At 41.0% G+C, this 24,548-nt stretch carries 26 protein-coding genes and 1 pseudogene; 18 read left to right on the top strand and 9 right to left on the bottom strand.

The window, feature by feature from the left end; genetic code table 11:
- Window positions 1–118 precede the first annotated feature (118 nt).
- Complete coding sequence (locus tag CWB76_RS05005) at window positions 119–1,630, top strand: YifB family Mg chelatase-like AAA ATPase (RefSeq protein ID WP_138605932.1); 1,512 nt, start codon at window positions 119–121, stop codon at window positions 1,628–1,630.
- A 4-nt stretch (window positions 1,631–1,634) separates the two neighbouring features.
- Here the strand turns inward: CWB76_RS05005 and CWB76_RS05010 are convergent, their stop codons facing one another.
- Both CWB76_RS05010 and CWB76_RS05015 read right to left on the bottom strand, forming a co-directional pair.
- Window positions 1,635–2,339, bottom strand: coding sequence for a response regulator transcription factor (locus CWB76_RS05010; RefSeq protein ID WP_138605934.1), 705 nt, complete (start codon window positions 2,337–2,339; stop codon window positions 1,635–1,637).
- A gap of 166 nt (window positions 2,340–2,505) precedes the next feature.
- Window positions 2,506–4,998, bottom strand: coding sequence for an alpha/beta hydrolase family protein (locus CWB76_RS05015; RefSeq protein ID WP_138605935.1), 2,493 nt, complete (start codon window positions 4,996–4,998; stop codon window positions 2,506–2,508).
- Window positions 4,999–5,095: 97 nt separating this feature from the next.
- Here CWB76_RS05015 and CWB76_RS05020 point away from each other — a divergent pair, with 97 nt between their 5' ends.
- Window positions 5,096–6,163, top strand: coding sequence for a CNNM domain-containing protein (locus CWB76_RS05020; RefSeq protein ID WP_138605937.1), 1,068 nt, complete (start codon window positions 5,096–5,098; stop codon window positions 6,161–6,163).
- A gap of 40 nt (window positions 6,164–6,203) precedes the next feature.
- Here CWB76_RS05020 and CWB76_RS05025 read toward each other — a convergent pair.
- Window positions 6,204–7,417: pseudogene (locus CWB76_RS05025) on the bottom strand (EAL domain-containing response regulator).
- A gap of 178 nt (window positions 7,418–7,595) precedes the next feature.
- Here CWB76_RS05025 and CWB76_RS05030 point away from each other — a divergent pair.
- Window positions 7,596–8,612, top strand: coding sequence for a metalloprotease (locus tag CWB76_RS05030; RefSeq protein ID WP_138605939.1), 1,017 nt, complete (start codon window positions 7,596–7,598; stop codon window positions 8,610–8,612).
- Window positions 8,613–8,651: 39 nt separating this feature from the next.
- Here CWB76_RS05030 and CWB76_RS05035 read toward each other — a convergent pair whose 3' ends face one another.
- Window positions 8,652–9,962: a short-chain fatty acid transporter gene (locus CWB76_RS05035; protein WP_138605941.1), complete on the bottom strand. Its 1,311-nt coding sequence runs from the start codon at window positions 9,960–9,962 to the stop codon at window positions 8,652–8,654.
- A 168-nt stretch (window positions 9,963–10,130) separates the two neighbouring features.
- Window positions 10,131–11,078 carry a chemotaxis protein CheV gene (locus tag CWB76_RS05040; protein WP_138605943.1) on the bottom strand — a complete coding sequence of 316 codons (948 nt, stop codon included), beginning with the start codon at window positions 11,076–11,078 and terminating at the stop codon, window positions 10,131–10,133.
- Window positions 11,079–11,243: 165 nt separating this feature from the next.
- Here CWB76_RS05040 and CWB76_RS05045 point away from each other — a divergent pair, with 165 nt between their 5' ends.
- Both CWB76_RS05045 and CWB76_RS05050 read left to right on the top strand, forming a co-directional pair.
- Window positions 11,244–12,311 (top strand): potassium channel family protein, encoded by a 1,068-nt coding sequence (locus tag CWB76_RS05045; RefSeq protein WP_109875670.1) that lies wholly within the window; start codon window positions 11,244–11,246, stop codon window positions 12,309–12,311.
- The gene (locus tag CWB76_RS05050; protein WP_010391937.1) at window positions 12,311–12,502 is read left to right on the top strand and encodes a hypothetical protein; all 192 of its coding nucleotides are present in this window, start codon (window positions 12,311–12,313) and stop codon (window positions 12,500–12,502) included. The genes CWB76_RS05045 and CWB76_RS05050 overlap by 1 nt, the downstream gene beginning before the upstream one ends.
- 20 nt (window positions 12,503–12,522) lie before the next feature.
- On the opposite strand, the gene CWB76_RS05055 is transcribed toward CWB76_RS05050, so the two are convergent.
- Complete coding sequence (locus tag CWB76_RS05055) at window positions 12,523–13,554, bottom strand: cytosolic protein (protein ID WP_138605945.1); 1,032 nt, start codon at window positions 13,552–13,554, stop codon at window positions 12,523–12,525.
- 122 nt (window positions 13,555–13,676) lie between these two features.
- On the bottom strand, window positions 13,677–14,135 hold the full coding sequence (locus tag CWB76_RS05060; protein ID WP_138570145.1) for an EVE domain-containing protein: 459 nt from the start codon (window positions 14,133–14,135) through the stop codon (window positions 13,677–13,679).
- Between the two features lie 83 nt (window positions 14,136–14,218).
- Here CWB76_RS05060 and tesB point away from each other — a divergent pair, with 83 nt between their 5' ends.
- The gene (gene tesB / locus CWB76_RS05065) at window positions 14,219–15,076 is read left to right on the top strand and encodes an acyl-CoA thioesterase II (protein WP_010391943.1); all 858 of its coding nucleotides are present in this window, start codon (window positions 14,219–14,221) and stop codon (window positions 15,074–15,076) included.
- Window positions 15,077–15,131: 55 nt separating this feature from the next.
- Here tesB and plsB read toward each other — a convergent pair whose 3' ends face one another.
- The gene (plsB, locus tag CWB76_RS05070; RefSeq protein WP_138605947.1) at window positions 15,132–17,570 is read right to left on the bottom strand and encodes a glycerol-3-phosphate 1-O-acyltransferase PlsB; all 2,439 of its coding nucleotides are present in this window, start codon (window positions 17,568–17,570) and stop codon (window positions 15,132–15,134) included.
- A 427-nt stretch (window positions 17,571–17,997) separates the two neighbouring features.
- Between plsB and rpsJ the strand changes: the two genes are divergently transcribed.
- The 11 genes from rpsJ to rpsQ are packed head-to-tail and all read left to right on the top strand — an operon-like array spanning window position 17,998 to window position 22,964.
- Window positions 17,998–18,309: a 30S ribosomal protein S10 gene (rpsJ, locus tag CWB76_RS05075; RefSeq protein WP_002957900.1), complete on the top strand. Its 312-nt coding sequence runs from the start codon at window positions 17,998–18,000 to the stop codon at window positions 18,307–18,309.
- Between the two features lie 27 nt (window positions 18,310–18,336).
- Complete coding sequence (gene rplC / locus CWB76_RS05080) at window positions 18,337–18,972, top strand: 50S ribosomal protein L3 (protein ID WP_138605949.1); 636 nt, start codon at window positions 18,337–18,339, stop codon at window positions 18,970–18,972.
- 17 nt (window positions 18,973–18,989) lie between these two features.
- Window positions 18,990–19,595 (top strand): 50S ribosomal protein L4, encoded by a 606-nt coding sequence (rplD, locus tag CWB76_RS05085; protein WP_008108340.1) that lies wholly within the window; start codon window positions 18,990–18,992, stop codon window positions 19,593–19,595.
- Window positions 19,592–19,894, top strand: a complete 303-nt coding sequence (gene rplW / locus CWB76_RS05090) for a 50S ribosomal protein L23 (protein ID WP_008108343.1) — start codon at window positions 19,592–19,594, stop codon at window positions 19,892–19,894. Before rplD ends, rplW begins: the two co-directional genes overlap by 4 nt.
- A 17-nt stretch (window positions 19,895–19,911) precedes the next feature.
- Window positions 19,912–20,736, top strand: coding sequence for a 50S ribosomal protein L2 (gene rplB / locus CWB76_RS05095; RefSeq protein ID WP_007376192.1), 825 nt, complete (start codon window positions 19,912–19,914; stop codon window positions 20,734–20,736).
- Window positions 20,737–20,751: 15 nt separating this feature from the next.
- A complete protein-coding gene (gene rpsS, locus CWB76_RS05100; protein ID WP_004588689.1) occupies window positions 20,752–21,030 on the top strand; it encodes a 30S ribosomal protein S19 in 279 nt (92 codons plus the stop codon).
- Between the two features lie 13 nt (window positions 21,031–21,043).
- On the top strand, window positions 21,044–21,376 hold the full coding sequence (gene rplV, locus CWB76_RS05105; protein ID WP_004588690.1) for a 50S ribosomal protein L22: 333 nt from the start codon (window positions 21,044–21,046) through the stop codon (window positions 21,374–21,376).
- Window positions 21,377–21,388: 12 nt separating this feature from the next.
- Window positions 21,389–22,090 carry a 30S ribosomal protein S3 gene (rpsC, locus tag CWB76_RS05110; RefSeq protein ID WP_008108350.1) on the top strand — a complete coding sequence of 234 codons (702 nt, stop codon included), beginning with the start codon at window positions 21,389–21,391 and terminating at the stop codon, window positions 22,088–22,090.
- A gap of 12 nt (window positions 22,091–22,102) precedes the next feature.
- Entirely contained in the window at window positions 22,103–22,516 is a 414-nt protein-coding gene (rplP, locus tag CWB76_RS05115; protein WP_008108352.1) for a 50S ribosomal protein L16, read from the top strand.
- On the top strand, window positions 22,516–22,707 hold the full coding sequence (gene rpmC, locus CWB76_RS05120; RefSeq protein WP_008108355.1) for a 50S ribosomal protein L29: 192 nt from the start codon (window positions 22,516–22,518) through the stop codon (window positions 22,705–22,707). The genes rplP and rpmC overlap by 1 nt, the downstream gene beginning before the upstream one ends.
- Window positions 22,707–22,964: a 30S ribosomal protein S17 gene (gene rpsQ / locus CWB76_RS05125; protein ID WP_013463780.1), complete on the top strand. Its 258-nt coding sequence runs from the start codon at window positions 22,707–22,709 to the stop codon at window positions 22,962–22,964. The genes rpmC and rpsQ overlap by 1 nt, the downstream gene beginning before the upstream one ends.
- 295 nt (window positions 22,965–23,259) lie before the next feature.
- Here the strand turns inward: rpsQ and CWB76_RS05130 are convergent, their stop codons facing one another.
- Window positions 23,260–23,796: a helix-turn-helix domain-containing protein gene (locus CWB76_RS05130; RefSeq protein WP_171039592.1), complete on the bottom strand. Its 537-nt coding sequence runs from the start codon at window positions 23,794–23,796 to the stop codon at window positions 23,260–23,262.
- Between the two features lie 186 nt (window positions 23,797–23,982).
- On the opposite strand from CWB76_RS05130, the gene CWB76_RS05135 reads away from it, so the two are divergent.
- Entirely contained in the window at window positions 23,983–24,453 is a 471-nt protein-coding gene (locus tag CWB76_RS05135; RefSeq protein WP_008108359.1) for a hypothetical protein, read from the top strand.
- Window positions 24,454–24,548 lie beyond the last annotated feature (95 nt).

Consider the following 24,548-nt stretch of genomic DNA (forward strand, 5'->3'; position numbering starts at 1 on the left):
GCTGCGTTATCGCCTATTTATGGGGAGTAACCACACGACATAGGCTCTGCCTTGCCTAAATACCAAACAGACTGCTGCAAATTTAACCTTGAAAGGTCAGCAGACCCTAGGATAAGGAATGTCGTTAGCCCGTATATTTTCTCGCGCTCAGGTGGGGATCAACGCCCCCGAAGTGATGGTTGAAGTACATTTAGGGAATGGTTTACCCGCCTTTCATATCGTCGGCTTACCTGAGGCGTCGGTTAAAGAGGCCAAGGATAGAGTACGTAGTGCTCTAGAAAACTCGCAATTTGGATTTCCCGATCAGCGTATTACCGTTAATTTAGCACCTGCCGATCTTCCTAAGGATGGAGGGCGATTTGACCTTGCGATTGCGGTAGGTATTTTGGTCGCATCGGGACAAATAGTTTGCCCTGATATTCATAAGTACGAATTTTACGGTGAGCTTGCACTTAATGGTGAAATACGTGCGGTAAATGCCATTTTACCCTCAGTACTCGGAGCTAAAGAGCAAAATCGTTGCTGTTTTCTGCCTCTTGAAAATGACAGTTTGGCCAGCCTAGTCAGTGGCGTAAAACGAAAAGCCGTCAGTTCTATTCAAGAGGTATGGGGAGACTTGCTCAATCAACAACCTTTACCGCTCAATATTACCTACCCTGATTGTACCCAAGCGCCAGATTTTTTACTCGATTTAAGTGATGTAAAAGGCCAACCTGGTGCAAAGCGTGTATTAGAAATTGCCGCTGCGGGTGGGCATAATCTACTATTTTTAGGTCCACCAGGCACCGGAAAATCAATGCTTGCACAACGAATGGCTACCATAATGCCAACCATGTCTGATGATGAAGCCATTGATACTGCTGCTTTATATTCAATTATTGGCCATTCAATTGATTTAACCAATTGGCGTCAGCGACCGTTTCGTAACCCGCACCACACTTGCTCTGCAGTTGCTCTGGTGGGTGGTTCGTCTAACCCTAAACCCGGTGAAATATCGCTAGCGCATAATGGTGTTTTGTTTTTAGATGAGCTCCCTGAATTTGAGCGTAAAGTGCTAGACTCGCTACGCGAGCCAATGGAAACCGGAACAGTGACGATTTCGCGCGCGGCCAGACAAATGGAATTTCCAGCTCAGTTTCAGCTTATTGCAGCACTTAACCCTAGTCCAACTGGGTGTCATCATGATAAACGGGCGACACCCGATCAGGTAATGCGCTATTTATCGCGAGTATCGGGGCCGTTTATTGACAGAATTGATTTGCAAATTGAACTACCAAGGTTGAGCAGCGTGGAGCTACAAAGTACAACTACAGAAGAAACCAGTGCTGAGGTGAGGGCACGAGTAGAAGCAGCTTATGCAGTTCAGCTTAAACGCCAAGGTAAAGTAAATGCGCGGTTAAATAACAAAGAGATGAGCTTGCACTGTGAGTTACCACCTGCAGAACTGCAGTTTTTAGCCAGAGCCAGTGAAAAGCTGGCGCTATCACCGCGCTCTTATCATAGAGTAATCAAAGTGGCGCGAACTATTAGTGATTTAAAAGGTGCGCCACAAATCAGTTTAAATGAGCTTAAAGAAGCGCTTAATTATCGGGCATTTGAGCGTTTATTATCGCAGTTAACCCAACACTAAGGCTTTAAATTGAAAGCATATAGCCTTTACCGCGAACAGTGACAATACGTTTTTGATCTTTCTCATCGTTCAGCTTTTTACGTAAACGACCCACTAACACGTCTACTGTGCGATCGTTGGGGCTCCAATCGGGCTGGCCAATTTCTTCTGATATTTTTTCACGGGAAGTCGCTTTACCAGCATTACCAATCAAACAAATAAGTACTTTGTGTTCTGCTTCAGTCAGTCGTGATTCAATCCCACTGGCGGTAATAAGGGTGCGATTATCTGGATGAAGCTTAAAATCGGCGTATTCAATAAACTCTTCACTGTCATCGTCGCTGTGATTATTGGCAACTCGTTTGTATAGGGCGCGCATTCTTAGCTCAAGCTCAAGTAAATCTACCGGCTTGCAAATATAGTCATCGGCACCTTGAGCAAGGCCTGCAATTCGATCGGCTTGTGAGTCACGACTCGATAATAAGATAACGCCAATATCGGTGAGCGTATTTAGTTCTTTGGCAAGTTGTAAACCGTCGCGCTTTGGTAGCACAATATCAATTATTGCCAATGAAATAGTGTTGCGCTGATTTACGCGGCTTTTAACAACGTTTAACGCATCGGCCCCGGTGGGGTCAACGTCAATAGAAAACTCGGTATTTATAAAATGATTTTGGATGCGCTTTACGAGTAATTCGTCATCCTCAACCAATAAAACATTAATTGCCATAGTCTGTTATTTTTTTAGTTTCAGCTTTGCATATTAGCATCATTGATGGCCTGTATAACACAGAGAACATTGTTTTTCGGTAACATTATATTCCGAATAGGTCTAATAATATTGCATTTTGTAATGCGCACTTTTTTACTTCATCGACAAAGTGCGCATTATAGTTCTAATCTTTATACATTGAATCCCACCATTGTGGTTCATTTTTTAACTTTTTGTCAAAGTAAGCCAACATAGTGTTCCACCAATTAAATCGTTTATCGCGCGCAAATATTTGGTGATCTGCTCCTTTGTATTCTATCATTTCAACGTCTTTATTAAGCAGTTTTAGTGCGGTGTACATAGTTAAGCTTTCGCCCACAGGCACATTGGTATCACTGTCACCGTGAATAAGCAGTAATGGCGTGGTTACTTTATCGGCATGAAATACAGGGCTATGCTGGCTGTAAAGTTGAGGGTTATTCCACGGAAAGCTATTTTTTGAGGCTTCGCCTGAGTATAAATAACCCCACCATCCTTCACCCCAGTATGACGTTAAGTTTGAAATACCGGCATGAGCAATAGACGCGCGAAACATATCGGTTTTGGTGGCAAGCAGCATAGTCATAAAGCCACCATAAGATGCCCCAAGGTTACCTACTTTACTACTGTCTACAAAATTATATTTAGCTAAAAATGCCTCTGTACCCTCCATAATGTCATCGGCGGTATAGTCGCCCCAAGCATTTACATGTTGTGCTGAAAAAGTTTGCCCAAAACCCGTTGCGCCGGTTGGTTGTACAACATAAACCACGTATCCGTTTGCTGCCCATAAGTTAAAAGGGTAACGCCCAGTAAACCCGCGTGTTACTGGTGAGGTGCCTCCATAATAATAAACAAGAGCAGGGTATTTCTTGGCTTTATCAAGATTGTTTGGCAGGTAAACACGGCCAGAGATTTCTACGCCACGCTTATTGGTAAAGTTAAATTCTTCAAGCGCAGGAATAACCGTATTGGCATAAGCAATCGGGTTTGAATCCCAAATGAGCTCTACCTTGTTTTTACTTACGTCTAAGCGCTTTAGTTGTTGAGCGCTCGACGCATTGCTGCCACTAATTAATAACTGGGCATTGCGCGTATTTGAAAAGCTAAATTGCTGCACAATATCAAAGCCTGTATTTAACTTTTTAAAGCGCTGTTTACTCAGGTCAAATAAATACAGTGGTTGGGTATCTTTCTCTGTCACTTTGATTAGCGCATCACCATTGCTTAGTACTTCTAATGTGCCAATTGCGGGGTCAAACTGTTTGCTTAACGCCGTTACTTTTTTTGCGTTATCAGCTAGTAAGTAAAGCTGGCCATCGTAATTATTAGCCAGCATGTTCTTTGGTATTGTTCTGCCTGCACCATTTTTAAAATCAGGGCCTGCAACAACATAAATATTGTTTGCGGCATATTTAGCTTGATTAAAGTTTTTAAATTTACCTAATGATTTTATGCTGTTGGATTTTAATGTAAGTTCAACCAGCTCAGTCTCTGGGTGAGTTGAGGCTTGCATCGCCATTATTGGGCGACTTATTAATAGCTTTCCACGGTTGCTGTTAGCATCTTCAAGTTGATGGCTCAATACGCCTTCGGTCAGAGCTTTGGTTAAACCACTGTTGGTATCGAGTAAATATAATTGGCTAACCGTACGGGCATAAGACCAACGGTCTTGTAAGCCTTTATGATGTTTAGTGAGGCTATTGGTTTCTTCAGATGATTTAGACCAGCTAAAAAGAATACTATTATCGTTGTAATAGCTAAAGTTGCTTGTCCCCTCAAGGCCTGAGGCTAAGGTTTTTATAGCGAAAGTTTTACGGTTTAACTGCTTTAATTCACCGTTGAGTAAATAAACTAAAAATTGGTTATCAGGACTCCAAGTAAATTGGCTAGGCTGCACTTCTTCAAATCGGTATACCGTTTGGTTATTAGTATTTTTAAGCTCGGTTGTGGTAATGGCGTTGTTGCCTGTTTTATCGCTGAAGCGCTTTGTTGTACTTAAGTAATACTTAGCATCAGGCGACAAAGACAAACCGCTAATAGTCGGGGCGTCAAACAATTGTTTAGCCGATAAGCGCTTGGTTTTATTTGTCGTTAGGGTCACGACGTCAGTTTCTGCTTTTGGCACAAACTCTAAGGTGACATCATTCCAATTAGCAACCTGTTGAGCGATGACAACCACGGTATGTGAGCCGTTATTTAAAGCAAGCTGATAGCGTTGGTTTTCACCAGTTTGCTTCTCACCATTGATAAAAATCTGGCCTTGCTCTATTCCTTCAATGTTTAAGGAGCCTTGAGTAAACCGGTCCGTTTCAATATGAAATTTAAGTGCTTGTAAACCGCCTAAAGTAAGCGCGTTAATTTTATCAAGTGGTTGCCACTTATGCTTTTTACCAAACACAACAAAGCTTTCTGCACTTGATTCAAGTTGTGCAAGCAGATTATTAATAATCACGTCGCCATGGGGGGTCTGAAATGGCTTTGCTTGCATATCTTCTGCAAGTGGGCCGATAAACTGAATTTTTGATTGATCGAGTGGGGCAGCTAATGCCGTTAAACTCAAACTACTTAATGTGAGTAGGGTTGCCAAGCGAGTAAAACGTCTTGTGTAACGATACCAAGGTGCGCTTAAATTCATTGCTATGCCTATTGTTATTGGAGATTTGGCCAAATATAGCATGTATTGTTATGATGGCTATTATCATCGGGTATTTATCCAACTTATCGGAGAGAAAGTGACACTATTAATCGTTTACATGGTTACAGCGATTGTGATTTCGTTTTTGTGTTCAATCATGGAGGCCGTACTATTAAGTATTTCACCTAGTTATGTTGCATTGTTGCGCAAAGAGCGGCCGGTGCTGGCTAAACAACTTGAAATACTAAAAAGTAATATTGATCAACCATTAGCAGCTATTTTAACGCTTAATACTGTTGCCCATACTGCTGGTGCCGCAGGAGTAGGTGCACAAGCCGCCGTGGTGTTTTCAGATGCAGCAGTGGGGATTGCATCTGCTATTATGACTTTATTGGTATTGGTGTTATCTGAAATTATTCCAAAAACCTTGGGTGCCAACTATTGGCGTGCTTTAACACCAAGTGTGACTTATGGTTTACGTATTTTGGTGTTAGTGCTTAAGCCATTTGTATGGGCTGCACAAAAGCTAACCAATTTGATGGGGCAAAAGCATAATGAGGCCTATTATATTCGCCAAGAAATAGAAGCGATGGCCGATATTGGCAGTGAGTCAGGGGCACTTCATGCTGATGAGTCAGAGATCATTCGAAACTTACTGCATTTTAGGCACGCAAAACTAACCGACTTAATGACCCCGCGCACGGTTATTTTTAAAATTCATAAAGATCTTACTGTAAATCAGTACTTAAGCGAACATGGCTCTTCGTCATTCTCTCGAGTGCTAATTTACGACAAAGATGCTGACGATATAATAGGGTTTGTTCATAAAAACGACATTATGTTGGCATACCACCGCTTAGGTACAGACTACAAGATTAGTAAGTTGGTTAAGCCTATTTATACAGTACCGAGTACGCAAAACGTATCGTCGTTATTACAAATATTACTTACCAAGCGTACCCATATTTGTTTAGTGATTGATGAATACGGTGATGTGCAAGGAATAGTGACCCTAGAAGATATGATAGAGGCGCTAATGGGTTTAGAAATTGTTGATGAGCGAGATCAATCTACCAACATGCGTGCCGTGGCTAAGCAACGTTGGCATCAACGTTTAGCGGATAGTGAGCATATCGTCAGCGCCGAGGATAATGAATCTCGTTAGGGGTATTTAGTAAATATCAACCAGCAAAGGTCAGCAGACCTTAGTTATTATTTGTTTTAGCAGCTGTTTTTATCCAGTGTTGTGCCCACGAGATAAATTCAGCTTTTGCTTTTGGGCAACTAAACAAAAATCCTTGTATAGCTAAATTTGTTTGATAGTGCTTTAGATAGGCAAGTTCTTCCGGACGTTCAACACCCTCAGCAACAAGTTGCAGTTGCTCTTGGCTAGTCATATCAATCAATGAGTTGACCACAACTTGCGAAAACTTATCTGTTTCAATGTGGCTTATAAAAGAGCGGTCTATTTTTACTTCTGTAAATGGCAGCTGTTTCAGTTGGTTAATATTAGTAAAGCCAGTACCAAAATCATCCAGTGAGATACCAAAACCAAATATTCTTAATCTGTTTAAGGTTTCAAGTTGGGTATAGCTTGAAAGGGCATGTTGCTCGGTTATTTCAACAACCACATCACTGGGAAGCACGCCGTGCTTTTGTAATAACTGTAATAATTTATTAGGGCAGTTCAAATCATTTAACTGGCATGGCGACATATTAAATGACAACTTTAAGTTTTCCCCTAATTGTTCTTTCAGCTGCTTTAAGTCACTGCAGGCTTTTTCAAACAGCGTAAAAGTAATGTCATTGATTAAGTCGCATTGCTCAGCAAGGCTAATAAAACGGCTTGGTAAAATCACGCGTTCGTTTTTATTTGAAACAATACGAGCCAATACTTCAACACTTTGTATAAAGTTGGTGTTTATATTTATCTTAGGCTGGTAAAACGGTGTTATTTCATTATTTTTTAATGCGCTAACAAGTTTAGCTTTAGTAATTGGGCGCTCTTTTACAAGGTATGGCTGTTTAACTGCGCTATTTTGGCAAGTAACATATTTACCTGATTTAATTGTACTGGCTTGGTAAGGTTACCAATTAAATGCACATTATGCTGCTTGGCTAGATCAGCTGCTAGGCTGATTATTTTAGGATCCATTTCAGAAATAATAACAATCGCACCGCAATAGCCTATTTCACCTAAGTTACGAATTAACTCCATACCATCCATTTCTGGCATATTCAGATCGGTAAATATGGCGTCATAAAAGTTTATATCAGGCTTTACTCTCTCTAGTGCTGTAACTGCGCTTAAGCAAGTGGTAACTTCTGGCATTTCGAGCTCATTAAAAATCGCTTTCATAACAATTAAAATGGCTTTTGAGTCATCAACAACGAGTATATTTGGCAATTGAGTTCGCATTGGTGCCCTTAGTAGTTGAAGCTTACTTCCTGTAATATTAAAAATAGTCGCTTGAATTGTTTTTGTCAGTATTTCAGGCATTTTTAGCTTACATTATCGCTAATAAAATGATGCTAGCTCACTCGTGTTTTTTTGGTGGGAAGGTATACTAGCGGCATAATTTATAATGGTTAGAATAATGATAAAAGTCGAACTTTCTCTGGCAGAGCAACCGTTTACGCTGATGATAGCAGAGCAGCAAGTTGTAAAAATATTTCATGATCAGCAAGCGATTGCATTTGAAAACCCACGTGAAAATTATGTCGAGTTTATGCTTGATGAGCAGTTAATTGGTATTGATAGCAACGAGGTCAGCCAGCAAAGCTTGGCGCTATATGTAAATAATCAGTTTGCAACTCAGTTAGCTTTACCTGTAGCAGCACAGGGCGCACCTAAAAAGGGGTTTTTAGGGCTCGCGGCGCTTGGCTTTAAATTATTTAAAAGTGCTAAAGTTGTTAAAGTGGCGCTAGCGAGCGCATCGGTGGCCGGTTATGCTTGGCTGTTTACCATTGAGTTTGCGTTAATGCTGATTGCTTGCCTGGTGGTACACGAATATGGCCACGTACGAGCTATGAAGTATTTTGGCATTAAAACTAAAGGCATTTATTTAATTCCTTTTGTAGGCGGGTTAGCCGTTAGCGACGATAAAATAACTACGCGCTGGCAAGATGTGGTTATATCACTTATGGGGCCTGCCTTTGGTTTATTTACTTCTGTGCTTGGTGTAGTGCTTTATTACGCTACGGAAATGGAAATATTTGCAGGTGTTGCAGTGCTTAGTGCACTGCTTAATTTATTCAATTTACTGCCTATTTTACCGCTTGATGGCGGGCATGTACTAAAAAGCATAAGCTTCTCAATGCGCTCATGGCTTGGTTTAAGTGTGTGCTTACTTGGCGTGTTATTTGGTTTATGGCTTAGCTATACGTTTGGCTTAATGCTTTTAGTGTTCTTTTTGTTTGTTGGGGCGCTGGAAATTGTGTTTGAATGGCGCGGTCGCCATTACTCACATTTACTACCATTAGATAAATACGGCCAAGGCTTCTCGGCAGTAATGTATGCGCTGGTAGTTGTAGGCCATGTAGCAGTGATGATGCATTTTGCAGATTCAGAAAACGCGATATTAAGCTTACCGATGAAGATTTTATCAAGCTAAGTAAGCACGGGCTGTAATACAAGTTACAGCCCAGTTAGATTAATAAAAGCTCAATACCAGCGATATAAACACCCCAGTAATAATCAGCTGTACCACGCAAAACCCCATAATATCTTTAGCTTTTAACCCTGCAATGGCTAATACCGGTAATGCCCAAAAGGGTTGAATTAGATTCGTCCACGCATCTCCCCACGCCACAGCCATAGCAACCCTTGCCATATCTGCACCAAGCTCTTGTGCTGCAGGGATAACAATAGGCGCTTGGACTGCCCATTGTCCGCCACCGGATGGCACAAACATATTAACTAACCCTGCACTAATAAAACTGTAAAATGGCAAGCTATCGGCATCCGCTATGGCAATAAAGCCCTGCGATATTTGTTGTGCTAACCCTGTATCGACCATAACCGCCATAATACCGGCATAAAAAGGGAACTGAATTACAATTCCCGCGCCACTCGGAATCGCTTGTTGTAGGCTATTTAGTAAATTGTGGGGGGTCTGATGCAGTGTGATAGCTAAAAATAAGAAAAGCGCTATCACGCTGTTGAGATTTAAGCCGCCACCTGCGATAAAAAAGTAATAACCTAAGTAGGCAAGTCCGAGTAAGCCAATGCCCATGCCTAGCAGTTTGCTTTGTTCTAAATGTTGCGCAGGGCGTGTTATTGTTACTCTATCGAGTAGAGTGTTCTTAAGCAGTGATGGGTCAATATAAACACTGTCTTTTTCACTCGGTAGCATGTAGCGGTTAACCAACGGCATAATAATAAATAAGCCAATCAGAATCGCAATGTTAAAACCTGCGAACAAGGTTTGCTCGGTGCCAATAATCCCCATTGTTGCCTGTGAAAAATGCCCTTCGCTGGCAATGGTTAGTGGTACGGAGCCTGCCAATCCGCCGTGCCATACTACAAAACCTGAGTAAGCACTCGCTACTAAGAGCCGATAATCTACTCGAGTCTGCTTAGCAATAGCCTTAGCAAATAAAGCCCCAATTACTAATCCAAACCCCCAATTAAGCCAGCTTGCTAAAAGCGAGATAAATGTCACTAAAATAATGGCTTTTGGGGCCGTATTAGCAAGCGTTGCTAATTTTGTTAGTAACTTACTTATTAAAGAGGTACTGGCGAGCATATAGCCTGTTACTAGCACCAACAGCATTTGCATGGCAAAGCTAAGTAAGTTCCAAAACCCGCTTCCCCATGATGTTATTACCTCAAGTGTGGTTGCAGGAGTCGCTAAATTCGCAATGCTCAAGGTAATAATAGTGAGCAAAATGACAAATATAAATGGGTCGGGTAAGTAGCGCTCGACGAGCTTAGTAAACGGGCTGGCAACTTTATTGAGCATAATTAATAACGAGTTAGTGAAAACTTATTTACTAATTAATCATGAAACCTTAGGATTAGCAAACACCGCTTTGAATAACCACTCAGTAAGGCAGGTTTTTAAAGGTTGCTGATGAGGAGAGTGTTACTAGCAAATATTTACCCAAGCAGATATTTGCTAGTTTTGTAATTAGGTGCTGCTTAACACATGTTTTAAACGGTTTTGTACTTCTTGCACTAGTAAGTCAGGCTGAAATTTTGATAAAAATGCATCACAGCCAACCTTTTCTACCATGGCTTGGTTAAAGCTGCCGCTTAGGGAGGTGTTGAGTACTACATGTAAGTTTTTTAAGCGGCTGTCGTTACGTATTTCATAGGTTAAGCGATAACCATCCATTGAGGGCATTTCGGCATCGGTAATCACCATAAGTAATTCTTTTTCAACATCGCGGCCTTCATCGGCCCAACCTTTAAGCATATTGAGTGCTTCCAAGCCATTACTGGCAGGAACAATTTCGATGCCAAGCTGCGATAACGTATCGCTTACTTGCTTGCGTGCTGTTGGCGAATCATCAGCGTGTAGTATTTTTCGCCCAGAGAACTCGTTAACTATGGTTTCATCTAACACCCCATCAGAAATATTAACCTCATACTCAACTATTTCAGCCAGTACTTTTTCTACATCTATAATTTCTACCAAGTGCTCCACGTCGTCGCGCTGTACTTTAGTAAGTGCAGTAATGTAATGATTTTTACCGACTGAGCTGGGTGGTGGCATAATATCAGACCAGGTCATGTTCATTATTTGATCAACCTTACCAATTAAAAAACCTTGAGTGGTACGGTTATATTCAGTCACTACCAAATTACAGTCTTCACCATGTTCTTTGTGTGACATAGAAATGGCTTGGCGTAAATCAATCACCGGAATAGATTCACCCCTAATATTGGCAACACCCGTCACCTTAGGGTGAGAGTGCGGTATTTTGCTTAAACGGGGAAGCTTCACCACTTCTTTAATTTTAAATACATTGAGTGCAAATAAATGGCGGCTATGTAAATAAAACAGTAGCAACTCTAAACGGTTCTCACCTACAAGCTGAGTACGCTGATCAACTGACGCTAAAACACCTGACATAATAGACCCATTCTTTCCTCATAACTTAATAACTATAGTTTACTCTTATTTTTATTCATAACGAACCGTGAATATTTCGATTACAGTAAAACGTTGCTTAAGTGTTATGATGTGCAGTATCGTGTTACCAAATGATTTAAATAATCAATCGATTAACAAACAATTATGCATCATATTTTTAAACGTATTGTTGTGCTGTTGCGCAGCCATATTGATCAGGTGAGCTGGCAGTCTGTTGTAATAGCAACGTCTTTACACATGCTACTTACTTGGTGCTTATTATTTATGGCTAATGAGCAAGCACTACTTTCGCCAGGGACCTTTTTTTACTACTACACGGTAACCACTTCAACAGTAGGGTATGGAGATTTAAGTCCATCATCTGACTTGGGCCGTTGGATTGTCGCATTAATACAAATACCCTTTGGTTTGGCTTTATTTGGTGTCTTGTTAGGTAAAACAGGGCAAACAGTAACTTACTTAATTAGGCGCGCTATGACTGGTGATAAAAACTTTGCTCACAGTAGCAATCACATTATTATTTTTGGTTGGCATAATGCTCGAACAAAAAAAATGATCGACTATATTTTGGCTGATACTAAACGTACAGACCGCCGTATTCTATTGGCGGTTACTGAACAAATAGAGCATCCATTTTTAAGTAATGAGAATGTTGATTTTGCTCGTTTGACTAGTTTTACCGATTTGGATGAATTAGAACGCGTTGCCATTCGCCATGCCGATAAAGTGATTATTGATGGCCAAGATGACGACCAAACATTTACTACTGCACTGCGTATTAGCCGTTTAGTCAAAGAAGATTGTCACATTAGTGCACACTTTTTTGATGAAACGAAAGTGGAAATGTTATTAGAGCATTGCCACAATGTAGAGTGTAGTAGCACTAAGTCAGCAGAGATTTTGGTGCGCTCAATGCAAGACCCAGGCTCAAGCCGTGTTCAAGAAGAGCTATTATCTACTTTGCATGGTGATACGCAATTTAGCCTACAAATACCTAGTGATATAAAAACCATGGAATTTGGTAAATTATTTCATCATTTTAAGTACGATCATAATGCAATATTGTTAGGTGTAGCTCATAATTTAAGTGCAAAGAATATGGATTTAAACCCACCTCTAGATTATGCAGTGAATGCGGGTGATATTCTGCATTACATCGCACAAGAGCGGGTGTTAAGTGGTGAAGTTGATTGGCTTAGCTTGGAAAAATAATGACTGAAGTTGCTTTTTTAATTATTGTTTTATGTGCTTACATTTTTCCTATCATGATAATTCTTAACAGTAAGCGTAGCCAAGGCCATGAAAAAAATGGCTGGCTAGTTGGCGCTATCTTCTTTTCGTGGATAGCGCTGATTCTTTACTTCTCGATTGTGCCCAAGCAAGGGCACGCCAAGAAAAAGTAAAGCATGAGTACCTTTTTTTCTTATTCTAATTGTTTCAGCTTATGCTCAACGAGCGGGTCGTCGGGCACGAGTTGTTGAGCAACTTCTAATAGCTTAATGGCATCATTTGGGCTTTCGTCTTGATGCTTAATAGCTACCTCTATTAAAGGCTGAATATCAATTTTCTCTTGGTGCTCTTTAACGTGCGCTGCTTTTTCGTCGATTAAAATAGTGTGAGCGGTACTTAATAACGCTTGGCGATGTGCCGATTTAGCGTTGGCTTTATTAAGTTTTTTATAATAATCCTCTTTTAAACGCAGTGTCTTTGTTTGCAGCCTAAATTGCGCAATGTCGATTTGCTGATCACGAATAAAATCAACCGCTACTTGTTTATAAAAGCCAAACTTATTCAAGTAAGTAGCGTGAGTGCCGTGACCCATACCAAACACGCGTAAATGAGTGAGCTGTTTGTAGCGTTTAGCATGTTGGTGGTCAATACGATTGGTTGGATCGTAAATAATGTAACCCTTCGCATCCCCTAAATCTAAATCATGGTAGTCACCTTGCCAGTCATATTGCTGAGCAATTTCAGTACTTGAGCGGTCATCCCAAGGGGCGATAAGTTTGTTTTTGGTGCTAACGGGATGGAAAAGCAGTACTTTATCGAGTTTGAGTAACTTAGCAAATGCACCCACAGCAAAGCCGCCACGGCTAAGCCCATAGCCTAACTTAGTTTTAAAAGGAGAGAGTAAAGTTGATAGCTGCTCAATAAAAAAGATTAAATTGCGGTTACGAAACCAATTGCTTTTACCCAAATGCTGAAACGCAATAATATTAACATCTTGCTTTTGCGCTAAATGATAGCCCCAAGGGGCAAAGTCTTCATTTAGATCGCGTTCTTGTATATCGGTGCCCGCAGGAGAAAAAGTAAAAAGCAGGGGTTTATTGAGGTCAACAAAGTGATACTTTACATACACATCACCGAGTAAATCTCCACCAGAGGCTGGTAGTTTTGCTTGCCTCTCATCATCGCTGAGAGTTAACCATTCATCCAACCAATACAGTAATTTCATTTTTCCTCCAGTAAAGCAAGCCGCAGATTATAACAAATTTGGCTCCATAAGAAAATCGAGCGGTGACATGCTGCGCTGGTGGAGTACTATTTTAATGAAGAAAATGTAGTTATTTTAGTGGCTTATTTCGCCATATTTAAAATTTCATGCCAATCATTTTCGGTCACTGGCATGACCGATAAACGCCCGCCTTTTTTAAGTGCTATATCAGTTATAGCAGTATTTGCTTTGATCGCTTGCAGGCTTACTAAACTACTCAAATGCGCCTGATAAGTTATTTCTACCACAAACCAGCGAGGGTTTTCAGTGGTTGCCTTAGCATCGTAATAGTCGCTACTTAAATCAAATTGCGTTGGATCAGGGTAAGCAGCCTTAGTAACTACACCAAGCCCTGCAACGCCAACTTGTTTACAGCTAGAATGATAAATCATCACTAAATCACCTTGCTTTACATCATCGCGAATAAAATTACGCGCTTGGTAGTTGCGTACACCTTCCCATAGCGTTGTTTGCTGTGGCGCTTGCTTTAAGTCATCAATTGAAAAGGCGTCGGGTTCGGTTTTAAAAAGCCAAAATGCCATATTAGATTTCCTCAATCAGTGAGTTAGTATTTTTTAACTATTGTATAGTATCATTTATAAATTAGGGGATTGAGGAAGAAATAATGAGCCAAGTATTAGATGATTTATTATCGTTGTTGTCACTTGAAGAAATTGAGCAAGGTTTATATCGAGGACAAAGCCAAGATTTAGGGTTTAGAGCGGTGTTTGGCGGTCAAGTTATGGGGCAAGCGCTTTCAGCAGCTAAAGAAACACTACCAGCTGGGCGTATTGTTCATTCCTTACATTCTTATTTTTTACGCCCAGGCGACGCTGCAAAACCGATTGTGTACGATGTAGAAACTATACGTGATGGTAAAAGTTTTAGCACTCGACGTGTCAGTGCGATTCAGTACGGTAAACCTATTTTTTACATGACAGCGTCGTTTCAAGGTGAAGAGCAGGGGTTATCGCATCAAGCCACTATGCCTGATGTTCCAGCTCCTGAAGAACTGCGTTCTTCGTTAGAGTTTTATCAAGAAAATGCACAGCATATTCCTGAAGCAATCCGTAATAAGTTTATTCGTGAAATGCCGATTGAAATGCGTCCGGTGAACTTTCATAACCCCTTTAAACCTGAAGCCCTAGAACCGGTAAAACATATTTGGTTTAAAGCCAATGGCGATATGCCGGACGATCAACGTATTCATAATTACTTATTGGCGTATGCGTCTGACTTTGAGTTTTTACCAACCGCGCTGCAGCCACATGGTGTGTCGTTTATGCAGCCGAATATGCAAGTAGCGACCATAGATCATGCTATGTGGTTTCATCGTCCATTTAGAATGGATGATTGGATGTTATATACCATTGATAGCCCAAGCGCGAGTTCGGGACGAGGGCTGGTACGTGGGCAGTTTTTTGACCGCCAAGGAAATTTAGTTGCCTCGACGATTCAAGAAGGGGTAATGCGCCAGCGCTAACTCTTTAAAATCCACTATATTGAGTTAATTCAATACAGTGGATAATAAGAGTATGTTACTGACATTGAGCGTGAACAATGTCAGTAATTGATTGCCAAATACGTGCTGGCAACAGTGTTTGCAGTTGCTTGTAGGTCTCGCACAGCTCTTGGCTTCCTTGTAAGCCGCTATCAGATTCACTAATAAGCTTTTGTTCGCGAAGATTGGAAATAAAACTACTAAGTACCTTCTTATCAAAAAACTCCGGCGTTTTAATACCATGTAACGTACCCAAACGCTGTGCCAACACATAGCTTTCACGTTCTAGTTCAGCTTTTGCAATACCTTGGCTGGTTTGAATAAAGCCAATTACAATCGCATAACGTTGCAGAGTAAAGCTCAATGCACGACCAAGCATTTCGAGTTTGGCAAAGCTATCGTTACTTTGAGTTACTTTGATATTATCACCATCAAGCTCAATTAAGCCTTGATCGCTAAAGTTAGTTAAAATGCGGGCCACATAGTTGTCATCAAGCTCTTGTAAGTACCACTCTTTGGCGAATAACGGATAAAATGATTTTACCAATTGATGGCAGTGAGTAACGGTACTTTGATGCTGCTTGAATAAATGTAGAGCTACTAAGCTAGGTACTGCAAAAATATGCAAAATGTTATTACGGTAATAGTTAAATAAGGTTTTTTCTTTATCGTTTATCGCAATAATTTCACCAAACTCGTCACTGATCACATCAAACTTATTCAACTTTAAAGCGTGTTCTAGCAGTTGCTCTGGCGTTTCATCGGGTGCGGTTATTTTATTGCTGTAGCTAGCTTCACGTTGTAATCGCAAATAAAACTCAAGCTGAGCTAGCAATTTAGGTTTACTCAATGCGTGCTTATCGTTTACTAGCAGTATCATCGCCAGTAAGTTAACTGAGTTAAGTGCGGCGGCATTGTTAATTTTAACCATAACCTGATCAGCAAGATTAGCCACCTGCGGCCCTAGCCATTGTGGTTTTTGCACGTCGGTAGCATGAATTGACTCGCGCCAGTCGGGTTGGTTGTCATTTAGGTATTGGTTAATAGAAATCGGGTCACCAAAATTTAAATACCCGCGACCATAGTTTTTCAAATTTTTAATTGCTTTAAAAATACCTAATATCGACTCGCCTTTTTTATCATTACCCGCGAGCTCTTTTAAGTAGGTGTTTATTTCCATTACGTGTTCGTAACCAATATACACAGGTACAATTGATACAGGGCGGTCTATACCACGAAGCATAGCTTGCATCGTCATGGCGAGCATACCCGTTTTTGGGGGGAGTAAGCGTCCGGTTCTACTGCGGCCACCTTCGGTATAAAACTTAACCGAGTAACCTTTTATAAATAACTGGCTTAAGTATTCTTTAAATACTGCTGAGTAGAGTTTGTTACCAGCAAATGAGCGACGAATAAAAAATGCACCACTGCGGCGGAATATGCCACCTGCAGGGAAAAAGTTAAGGTTAATCCCTGCAGCAATATGCGGTGGTACAAGGCCTTGATGATAAATAGAGTAGGTTAGTAGCAAGTAATCCATATGACTACGATGACAAGGCATGTAGATTATTTCATGGCCTTTATTGGTTAGGTCATGAATTTGCTCGGTGTACCTTATGTCAATGCCATTATAAAGCTTATTCCAAAGCCACGTTAATATGCGATCAGCAACGCGAATTGTGGCATCGCTGTAATTAGCGGCGATTTCATCAAGTAGCTTTAAGGCGTTTTGTCGCGCCTGAGCTTGGCTGATGTTTTTTTCAGAAGCCTCGGTTTGAATAGCTTTTTTAATTGTGGGTGATGCCAGTAGTGAGCTAAATAACTGATCACGAGATGGGATTTTAGGCCCTGTTGCAGCCAGCTTTTGACGTTTAAAGTGAACTAGAGCTACACGCAACAGCTTATGAGGAAGTTCATTAACGTCGGCTTTTTCATTAACCAATAAAGATAAGTCGAGTGGTTGGCTAAATCGAATAAAGTTATCTCTACCTGAAAAAAGCACCACAAAAATTTTTCTAAACCAGCTGGGCGTTAGTGAGTGCGAAAGTAAAGTGCTTAGTCCGGGTTTTTCTTTACCTGGCGATCGGCCCCATAAAATAGTCACGGGCACCACTTGCACATTTTTTTGGCCACTATTTAATAAGTGCTCAACAATGTGTTTGCCTTGCGCTAATGCATTGGTAGACTTTTCTTTATCACCAAATAGCGGGGGAGGGTTTTTAATGCCGATAAAGCGATCTAACGTCTCGTCACCTAATATTTGCTGCTCGGTTGGGTCCGGTAAACCATTTCGTTTACAAACACGGGCCAGTGCCGCTAGATCAAAGCGTGAGTTTAAACGCACTATATAGAATGTCGGGTTTTTAGGATTTAACTCAAATTGCTCTAAAGGCTTTTCAGGCAGTACTTTGCTTTTAACAAACAAGCGGCTGATACCACCAGAGATAAGATTTAAACCATAATTTAAAATACGCATTGACTCACCATAAGAGAGTAGTTACCCAAACCAATATGGGTATATAACAGCAAAATTAGCGCATAGGATAACATAATATCTAAAAAATCCCCTGCAGATTAATCGACAAGCTATGACATTATAAAGACATCATCACTTCCATTGCGTTCACTATTAATAAACTTAGCTATTTTTTAAACGACAATAACAAAGTAATTATGTCTAAATAGTTGTTGCATTTATCACCAGTATCATTATAATACGCAGGCTTTCAAAATTCCCTCGGGAACAAGAAAGAATAAATTAAGCTTGGATTTCAAGCTAATAAACAGGAGTTCCGATTTGGAACTCAACGTAGATATAATCAAACAACCGGCATCTTAATTATTAAGATTGTTTCGGTCGTTTTTTTATGCTCTTTAAATGCTCTTTATATTGAGGTTTAAGAATGTCAAATCAACGCATTCGTATTCGCCTAAAAGCTTTTGACCACCGTTTGATTGACCAATCAACGGCGGAAATCGTGGAAACTGCGAAACGCACTGGCGCACAAGTACGTGGTCCAATTCCACTACCTACACGCTTTGAACGTTTTACTGTACTTACATCACCGCACGTTAATAAAGACGCGCGTGATCAGTACGAGATCCGCACCCATAAACGTCTGATCGACATCGTAGAACCAACAGACAAGACTGTAGACGCACTTATGCGTTTAGACCTTGCTGCTGGTGTTGATGTTCAAATCAGCCTGGGTTAATCGGAAGATTAGAGAGGTTTTAGGAAAATGGCATTAGGTCTAGTCGGTCGTAAAGTGGGTATGACACGTATCTTCACTGAAGATGGTGTATCTATCCCTGTGACAGTTATTGAAGCGACTCCTAACCGCATTGCTCAGATCAAATCTGACGCAACAGACGGTTATAACGCGCTTCAAGTAACCGCAGGCACTAAAAAAGCAAGCCGTGTAAACAAAGCAACAGCGGGTCACTTCGCTAAAGCTGGTGTTGAAGCGGGTCGCGGTCTGTGGGAATTCCGCCTAAATGGTGGTGAAGGCGATTTTGAAGTAGGCTCTGAGCTTACTGTTGAATTATTCAACGAAATCAACAAAGTTGACGTAACCGGTACTTCTAAAGGTAAAGGTTTCCAAGGTGGTGTTAAGCGCTGGAATTTCAGCATGCAAGACGCTACACATGGTAACTCTCTATCTCACCGTGCTCCTGGTTCAATCGGTCAAAACCAATCACCTGGTAAGGTGTTTAAAGGTAAGAAAATGGCCGGTCAAATGGGTAATGAGCAAGTAACAACTCAGAACCTTGAACTAGTTCGCGTTGACGCTGAGCGTAACCTGCTTTTAGTTAAAGGTGCAGTACCTGGCGCTATCGGCGGTGACGTTATCGTTAAACCAGCTGTTAAAGCATAAGTCCTGGAGATTTAGTGATGGAATTAGCAATTAAAGACGCTTCTGGCGCTCTTGAAGTTTCTGAAGCTACTTTTGGACGTGAGTTTAACGAAGCATTAGTACACCAAGTAGTTGTTGCATACGCAGCAGGTGCTCGTCAAGGTACTCGTGCTCAGAAGACACGTTCTGAAGTAAGCGGTGGTGGTAAAAAACCATGGGCTCAAAAAGGTACTGGCCGTGCACGTGCTGGTACAATCCGTAGTCCAATTTGGCGTTCAGGTGGCGTTAGCTTCGCAGCTAAACCACAAGACCACAGCCAAAAAGTAAACCGTAAAATGTACCGTGGTGCGATCAAAAGCATCTTATCTGAATTAGTTCGTCAAGAGCGTTTAATCGTTGTTGAGAGTTTTGGTCTTGAAGCACCAAAAACTAAAGAACTAGTTGCTAAGCTTAAAGAACTTGAGCTTAAAGATGTTCTTATCGTGACTGAAGAAGTAGATGAAAATCTTTTCTTATCGGCACGTAACCTGTACAAGGTTGACACACGTGATGTAGCTGGTATCGATCCTGTAAGCTTAATTGCTTTCGATAAGGTACTAATTACAGCTGCTGCTGTTAAGCAACTTGAGGAGGCGCTAGCATGATCCGTGAAGAACGTCTTTTAAAAGTGATCCTTGCTCCACACATCTCTGAAAAAAGCACAATCGCTGCTGAAGAAAACAATACTATTGTTTTTAAAGTAGCAAATGACGCAACTAAAGCTGAAGTTAAAGCGGCAGTTGAGAAGCTTTTTGAAGTAGAAGTAACTGGTGTTCGCACACTTAACGTTAAGGGTAAAACAAAACGTACTGGCATGCGTTTCGGTCGTCGTAGCGACTGGAAGAAAGCTTACGTTACTCTTAAAGAAGGTAGCGAGCTGGACTTTGTCGGCGGCGCCGAGTAATAAGGGGAGTTAGAATTATGGCACTTCAAAAGTGTAAGCCAACTTCTGCGGGTCGTCGTCACCTAGTTAAAGTGGTTAACCCAGATTTACATAAGGGTAAACCTTACGCACCACTATTAGAGAAAAACTCTAAATCAGGTGGTCGTAATAACAATGGTCGTATTACGGTTCGTCATATCGGTGGTGGTCATAAGCAGCATTACCGTTTAATCGATTTTAAACGTACTAAAGATGGCATTCCAGCCACAGTTGAGCGTTTAGAATATGATCCAAATCGTAGCGCAAACATCGCTCTTGTATTATATGCAGACGGTGAGCGTCGTTACATTATCGCACCTAAAGGCTTAAAAGCTGGCGATGCAATCCAGTCTGGTGTTGATGCACCAATCAAACCTGGTAATGCATTACCAATGCGTAATATGCCTGTAGGTTCGACTGTTCACAACGTAGAATTAAAACCAGGTAAAGGTGCTCAAATCGCACGCTCTGCTGGTGCATACGTTCAAATCCTTGCTCGTGATGGTCAATATGTAACATTACGTCTTCGTTCAGGCGAAGTTCGTAAAGTTGAGTCTGATTGTCGTGCTACGCTAGGTGAAGTAGGCAATGCTGAGCATATGCTTCGTTCACTTGGTAAAGCAGGTGCAAATCGCTGGCGTGGTATTCGTCCGACAGTTCGTGGTGTTGCCATGAACCCGGTTGATCACCCACACGGTGGTGGTGAAGGTCGTACATCTGGTGGTCGTCATCCTGTGTCTCCATGGGGTAAACCGACTAAAGGTGCTAAGACGCGTAAGAACAAGCGTACGGATAAATTTATAGTACGTCGTCGTACTAAGTAATATTGAGGAATAGCCATGCCACGCTCTCTCAAGAAGGGTCCTTTTATAGACCTACACTTGCTGAAGAAGGTAGAGAAAGCTTTGGAAAGCGGTGAAAAGAAGCCAATTAAAACTTGGAGCCGTCGTTCAATGATCATACCTAACATGATCGGATTGACCATTGCTGTCCATAATGGTCGCCAGCATGTACCAGTTTTCGTTTCTGACGAAATGATCGGTCACAAACTAGGTGAATTTGCACCAACTCGCACTTACCGTGGCCATGCTGCGGATAAGAAAGCGAAGAAACGTTAAGAGGGGAAGATAAATGCAAGCATTAGCTAAACATAAATTCGCCTCTGGTTCGGCGCAAAAAGCACGTCTAGTTGCAGATCAGATCCGCGGGTTACCTGTCGATCGCGCACTAGAAATCCTGGCGTACAGCCCGAAAAAAGCGGCTGTATTAGTTAAGAAAGTACTTGAGTCTGCTATTGCTAACGCAGAGCATAACGAAGGTGCTGACATTGATGAGCTACGTGTAACAACGATCTTTGTGGACGATGGTCCAACAATGAAACGTATTATGCCACGTGCTAAAGGACGCGCAGACCGCATCCTTAAGCGTACAAGCCACATCACTGTTGTGGTTTCAGATAGCTAGGAGATATAAGTAATGGGACAAAAAGTTCATCCTACTGGTATTCGCCTAGGTATATCTAAACCTTGGGTTTCTACCTGGTACGCGAATTCAAAAGATTTCTCTGCACAGCTTTTTGGCGATCACAAAGTACGTACATTCCTTACTAAGGAATTGAAAGCGGCTTCTGTGTCTAAAATCGTTATTGAGCGTCCAGCAAAATCTATCCGAGTAACTATTCACACGGCTCGTCCGGGTGTTGTTATCGGTAAAAAAGGCGAAGACGTAGAAAAATTACGTCAAGCGGTAACTAAAATCGCTGGTGTACCTGCTCAGATTAATATTTCTGAAGTACGTAAACCAGAACTAGATGCACAACTAGTAGCAGACGGCATTGCCTCTCAGCTAGAGCGTCGTGTTATGTTCCGTCGCGCTATGAAGCGTTCGGTACAAAATGCAATGCGCATCGGTTCTAAAGGGATTAAAGTTGAAGTTAGCGGTCGTCTTGGCGGCGCAGAAATCGCACGTTCAGAATGGTATCGTGAAGGTCGTGTACCTCTACATACTCTTCGTGCTGATATCGACTACGCAACTTCTGAAGCCTTAACCACTTACGGTATCATTGGTGTTAAAGTTTGGATCTTCAAAGGCGAAGTTATTGGTGGTTTACCACTAGTACAAGAGCAAGAGAAGCCAGCTAAACGCGCACCAAAGAAAGCCAAAAAAAGTGCTAAGTAGAGGTAGCGAGTAATGTTACAGCCAAAACGTACAAAATTCCGTAAAATGCATAAAGGCCGCAACCGTGGTCTAGCGCAAAACGGTAACAAAGTAAGCTTCGGTACTTTCGGTTTGAAAGCTACTGGTCGTGGCCGCATGACTGCTCGTCAAATCGAAGCAGCTCGTCGTGCTATGACACGTCACGTGAAACGTCAAGGTAAAATCTGGATCCGTGTCTTCCCTGACAAGCCGATCACAGAAAAGCCTCTTGAAGTTCGTATGGGTAAAGGTAAAGGTTCTGTTGAATATTGGGTTGCTGAAATTCAGCCTGGTAAAGTACTTTACGAAATGGAAGGTGTTTCAGAAGAGCTTGCTCGTGAAGCGTTTAACCTTGCTGCTCGTAAGCTGCCATTCAAAACAACTTTCGTAACTCGGACGGTAATGTGATGAAAGCAAACGAACTAAAAGATAAAAGCGTAGAAGAGCTTAATGCTGAACTTCTAGGTCTTCTTCGTGAGCAGTTTAACCTGCGCATGCAAGCAAGCACTGGTCAGCTAGCTCAGACACACACGCTAAGAACAGTACGTCGCGATATCGCGCGTGTAAAAACAATTATTAACCAGAAGGCAGGTCAATAATGAGCGATAAAATTCGTACTCTTCAAGGCCGTGTAATCAGCGACAAGATGGAAAAATCTTTCACTGTTGCTATCGCACGTTACGTGAAGCACCCAATCTATGGGAAATTCATCAAACGTACGACTAAGTTACACGTACATGACGAAAATAACACTGCAAAAGCGGGTGACGTAGTTACTATCCGTGAATGTGCACCAATTTCTAAGAACAAATCTTGGACTTTGGTAGATGTTGTTGAACGTCCAAAACAAGCTTAATTTTTAATTAAGTCTGTTTTTATAAGAAACCCCAGCTTTTGCTGGGGTTTTTTTTGCGTTTAAAAAAGCTGTAAGCCGTCAACTGCTCGGAGTGAATTTGAGGGCCGTAGCTTGGGTTTTTAGTCTAGAGCACTCGAGAAAAAGCACGCCATGAATACGTAATTGTCCTAATACTTTATCAATTTGAGTGATTGAATCTGACGTTAATCGTGTTAAAATTTCTGATATACGACAGCATAGATTTTGGAGGTAGAGTAATACTGGAGTAATTGCCAAGAGCAACTAAATAACAGCTTTATAATTTACCAAACCTATGACTTTGCGAGAGTAGAGCTGCAACAATAGATAATAAAATGCATACTGTGGAAGTTACAATTAGAAAGCGGTTTTCAACTCTACTGACTTGCCTTTCGCCTACAATTTGATAGGTCACGTCCCCCTCAATAAAACGTTCGCCTTGGTATTGCTGAGTGACATTAAACGCTAAAAAATCTTCTTGCTTTGCCTGATAAGTAAAGTAGGTTTCAGCATAAAAAATTTCATACGTTGCACATAGCCAAACCATAAGGCTAATTATTAATAGCGTAAAACTCAAAATAGGCAGTTTTTTCAGTGGCACTTTGGTTGATGTTGTTACAGGTAAATAGCAATCAAAACATGCTTCGCCATAGCATCGCTTTAGCTTTTCGATTACTTCGGGAGAAGGAATGAATTGGCCATTCTCTAGTTTTGATAAGTAAGACTGTTGGATGCCTATTTCACGTGCAGCAAATGCTTGAGTCCATTTTTTGTCTGATCGAAGACGTTTTAATTCTTTTCCTAGCGATTGCATACCCATATTCTCTTCTTAATTGCAGCCACATTATTATCACTAATTAGCTAAGCCAGAGATAGAGGTCATGCCTATATTCATGCGAATGAATAAAAGAATATCATGAATATTAATAGATTAGCGATTTTTATGGGCTACTTTAAATTATGCTAGTATTCTCAAACTAACGAAAGGATATATTGTATTATGAAAAAACACGTTTATTTATTACTTAGCTCCATCGCTTTATTCTTTGTAAGTTATCAAACTAATGCTGAACCTGTTTTTGCAGTTAAAGCCGATATTTATAAATTGAAAAATGAAATAACAATTGATAGTAAAATTTCTGAAACACTAAATTCATTGACTCCAATTCACCAACCAATGCTATTAGCTCTATTAAACGAGAGTGCACAAATAGAAATAGGGGATAAAAAACAACTAACATCACTTGAGATAAAAGCAAACGAAGATGGATCGTTTTTCAATGCATCGATGAAGTTAAAAGATAAAACAGATGGCCAATGGCAATCGATAACGTCTTTTATGCCTAACATTCCCAGTGGTCAAGCTGTATATTTTAGCCGTACTTTTATCGATAGTGTTTGGTTAATAAAGTTAACCGGAACACGATATGAATCAGAAGAGCTGGGTCTAGCTAGTTTTAAAAAGCAATAATAGTAATAGCTGAAGTGCTAGTAAGCACTTATTTTTCTACTGAGGTTTAGGCTTATATTGCTAGATATCTGGATCTTGGTTTTACTCCAATTTTT

The organism is Pseudoalteromonas sp. S1609 (assembly GCF_005887255.1).
Lineage (GTDB): Bacteria > Pseudomonadota > Gammaproteobacteria > Enterobacterales > Alteromonadaceae > Pseudoalteromonas.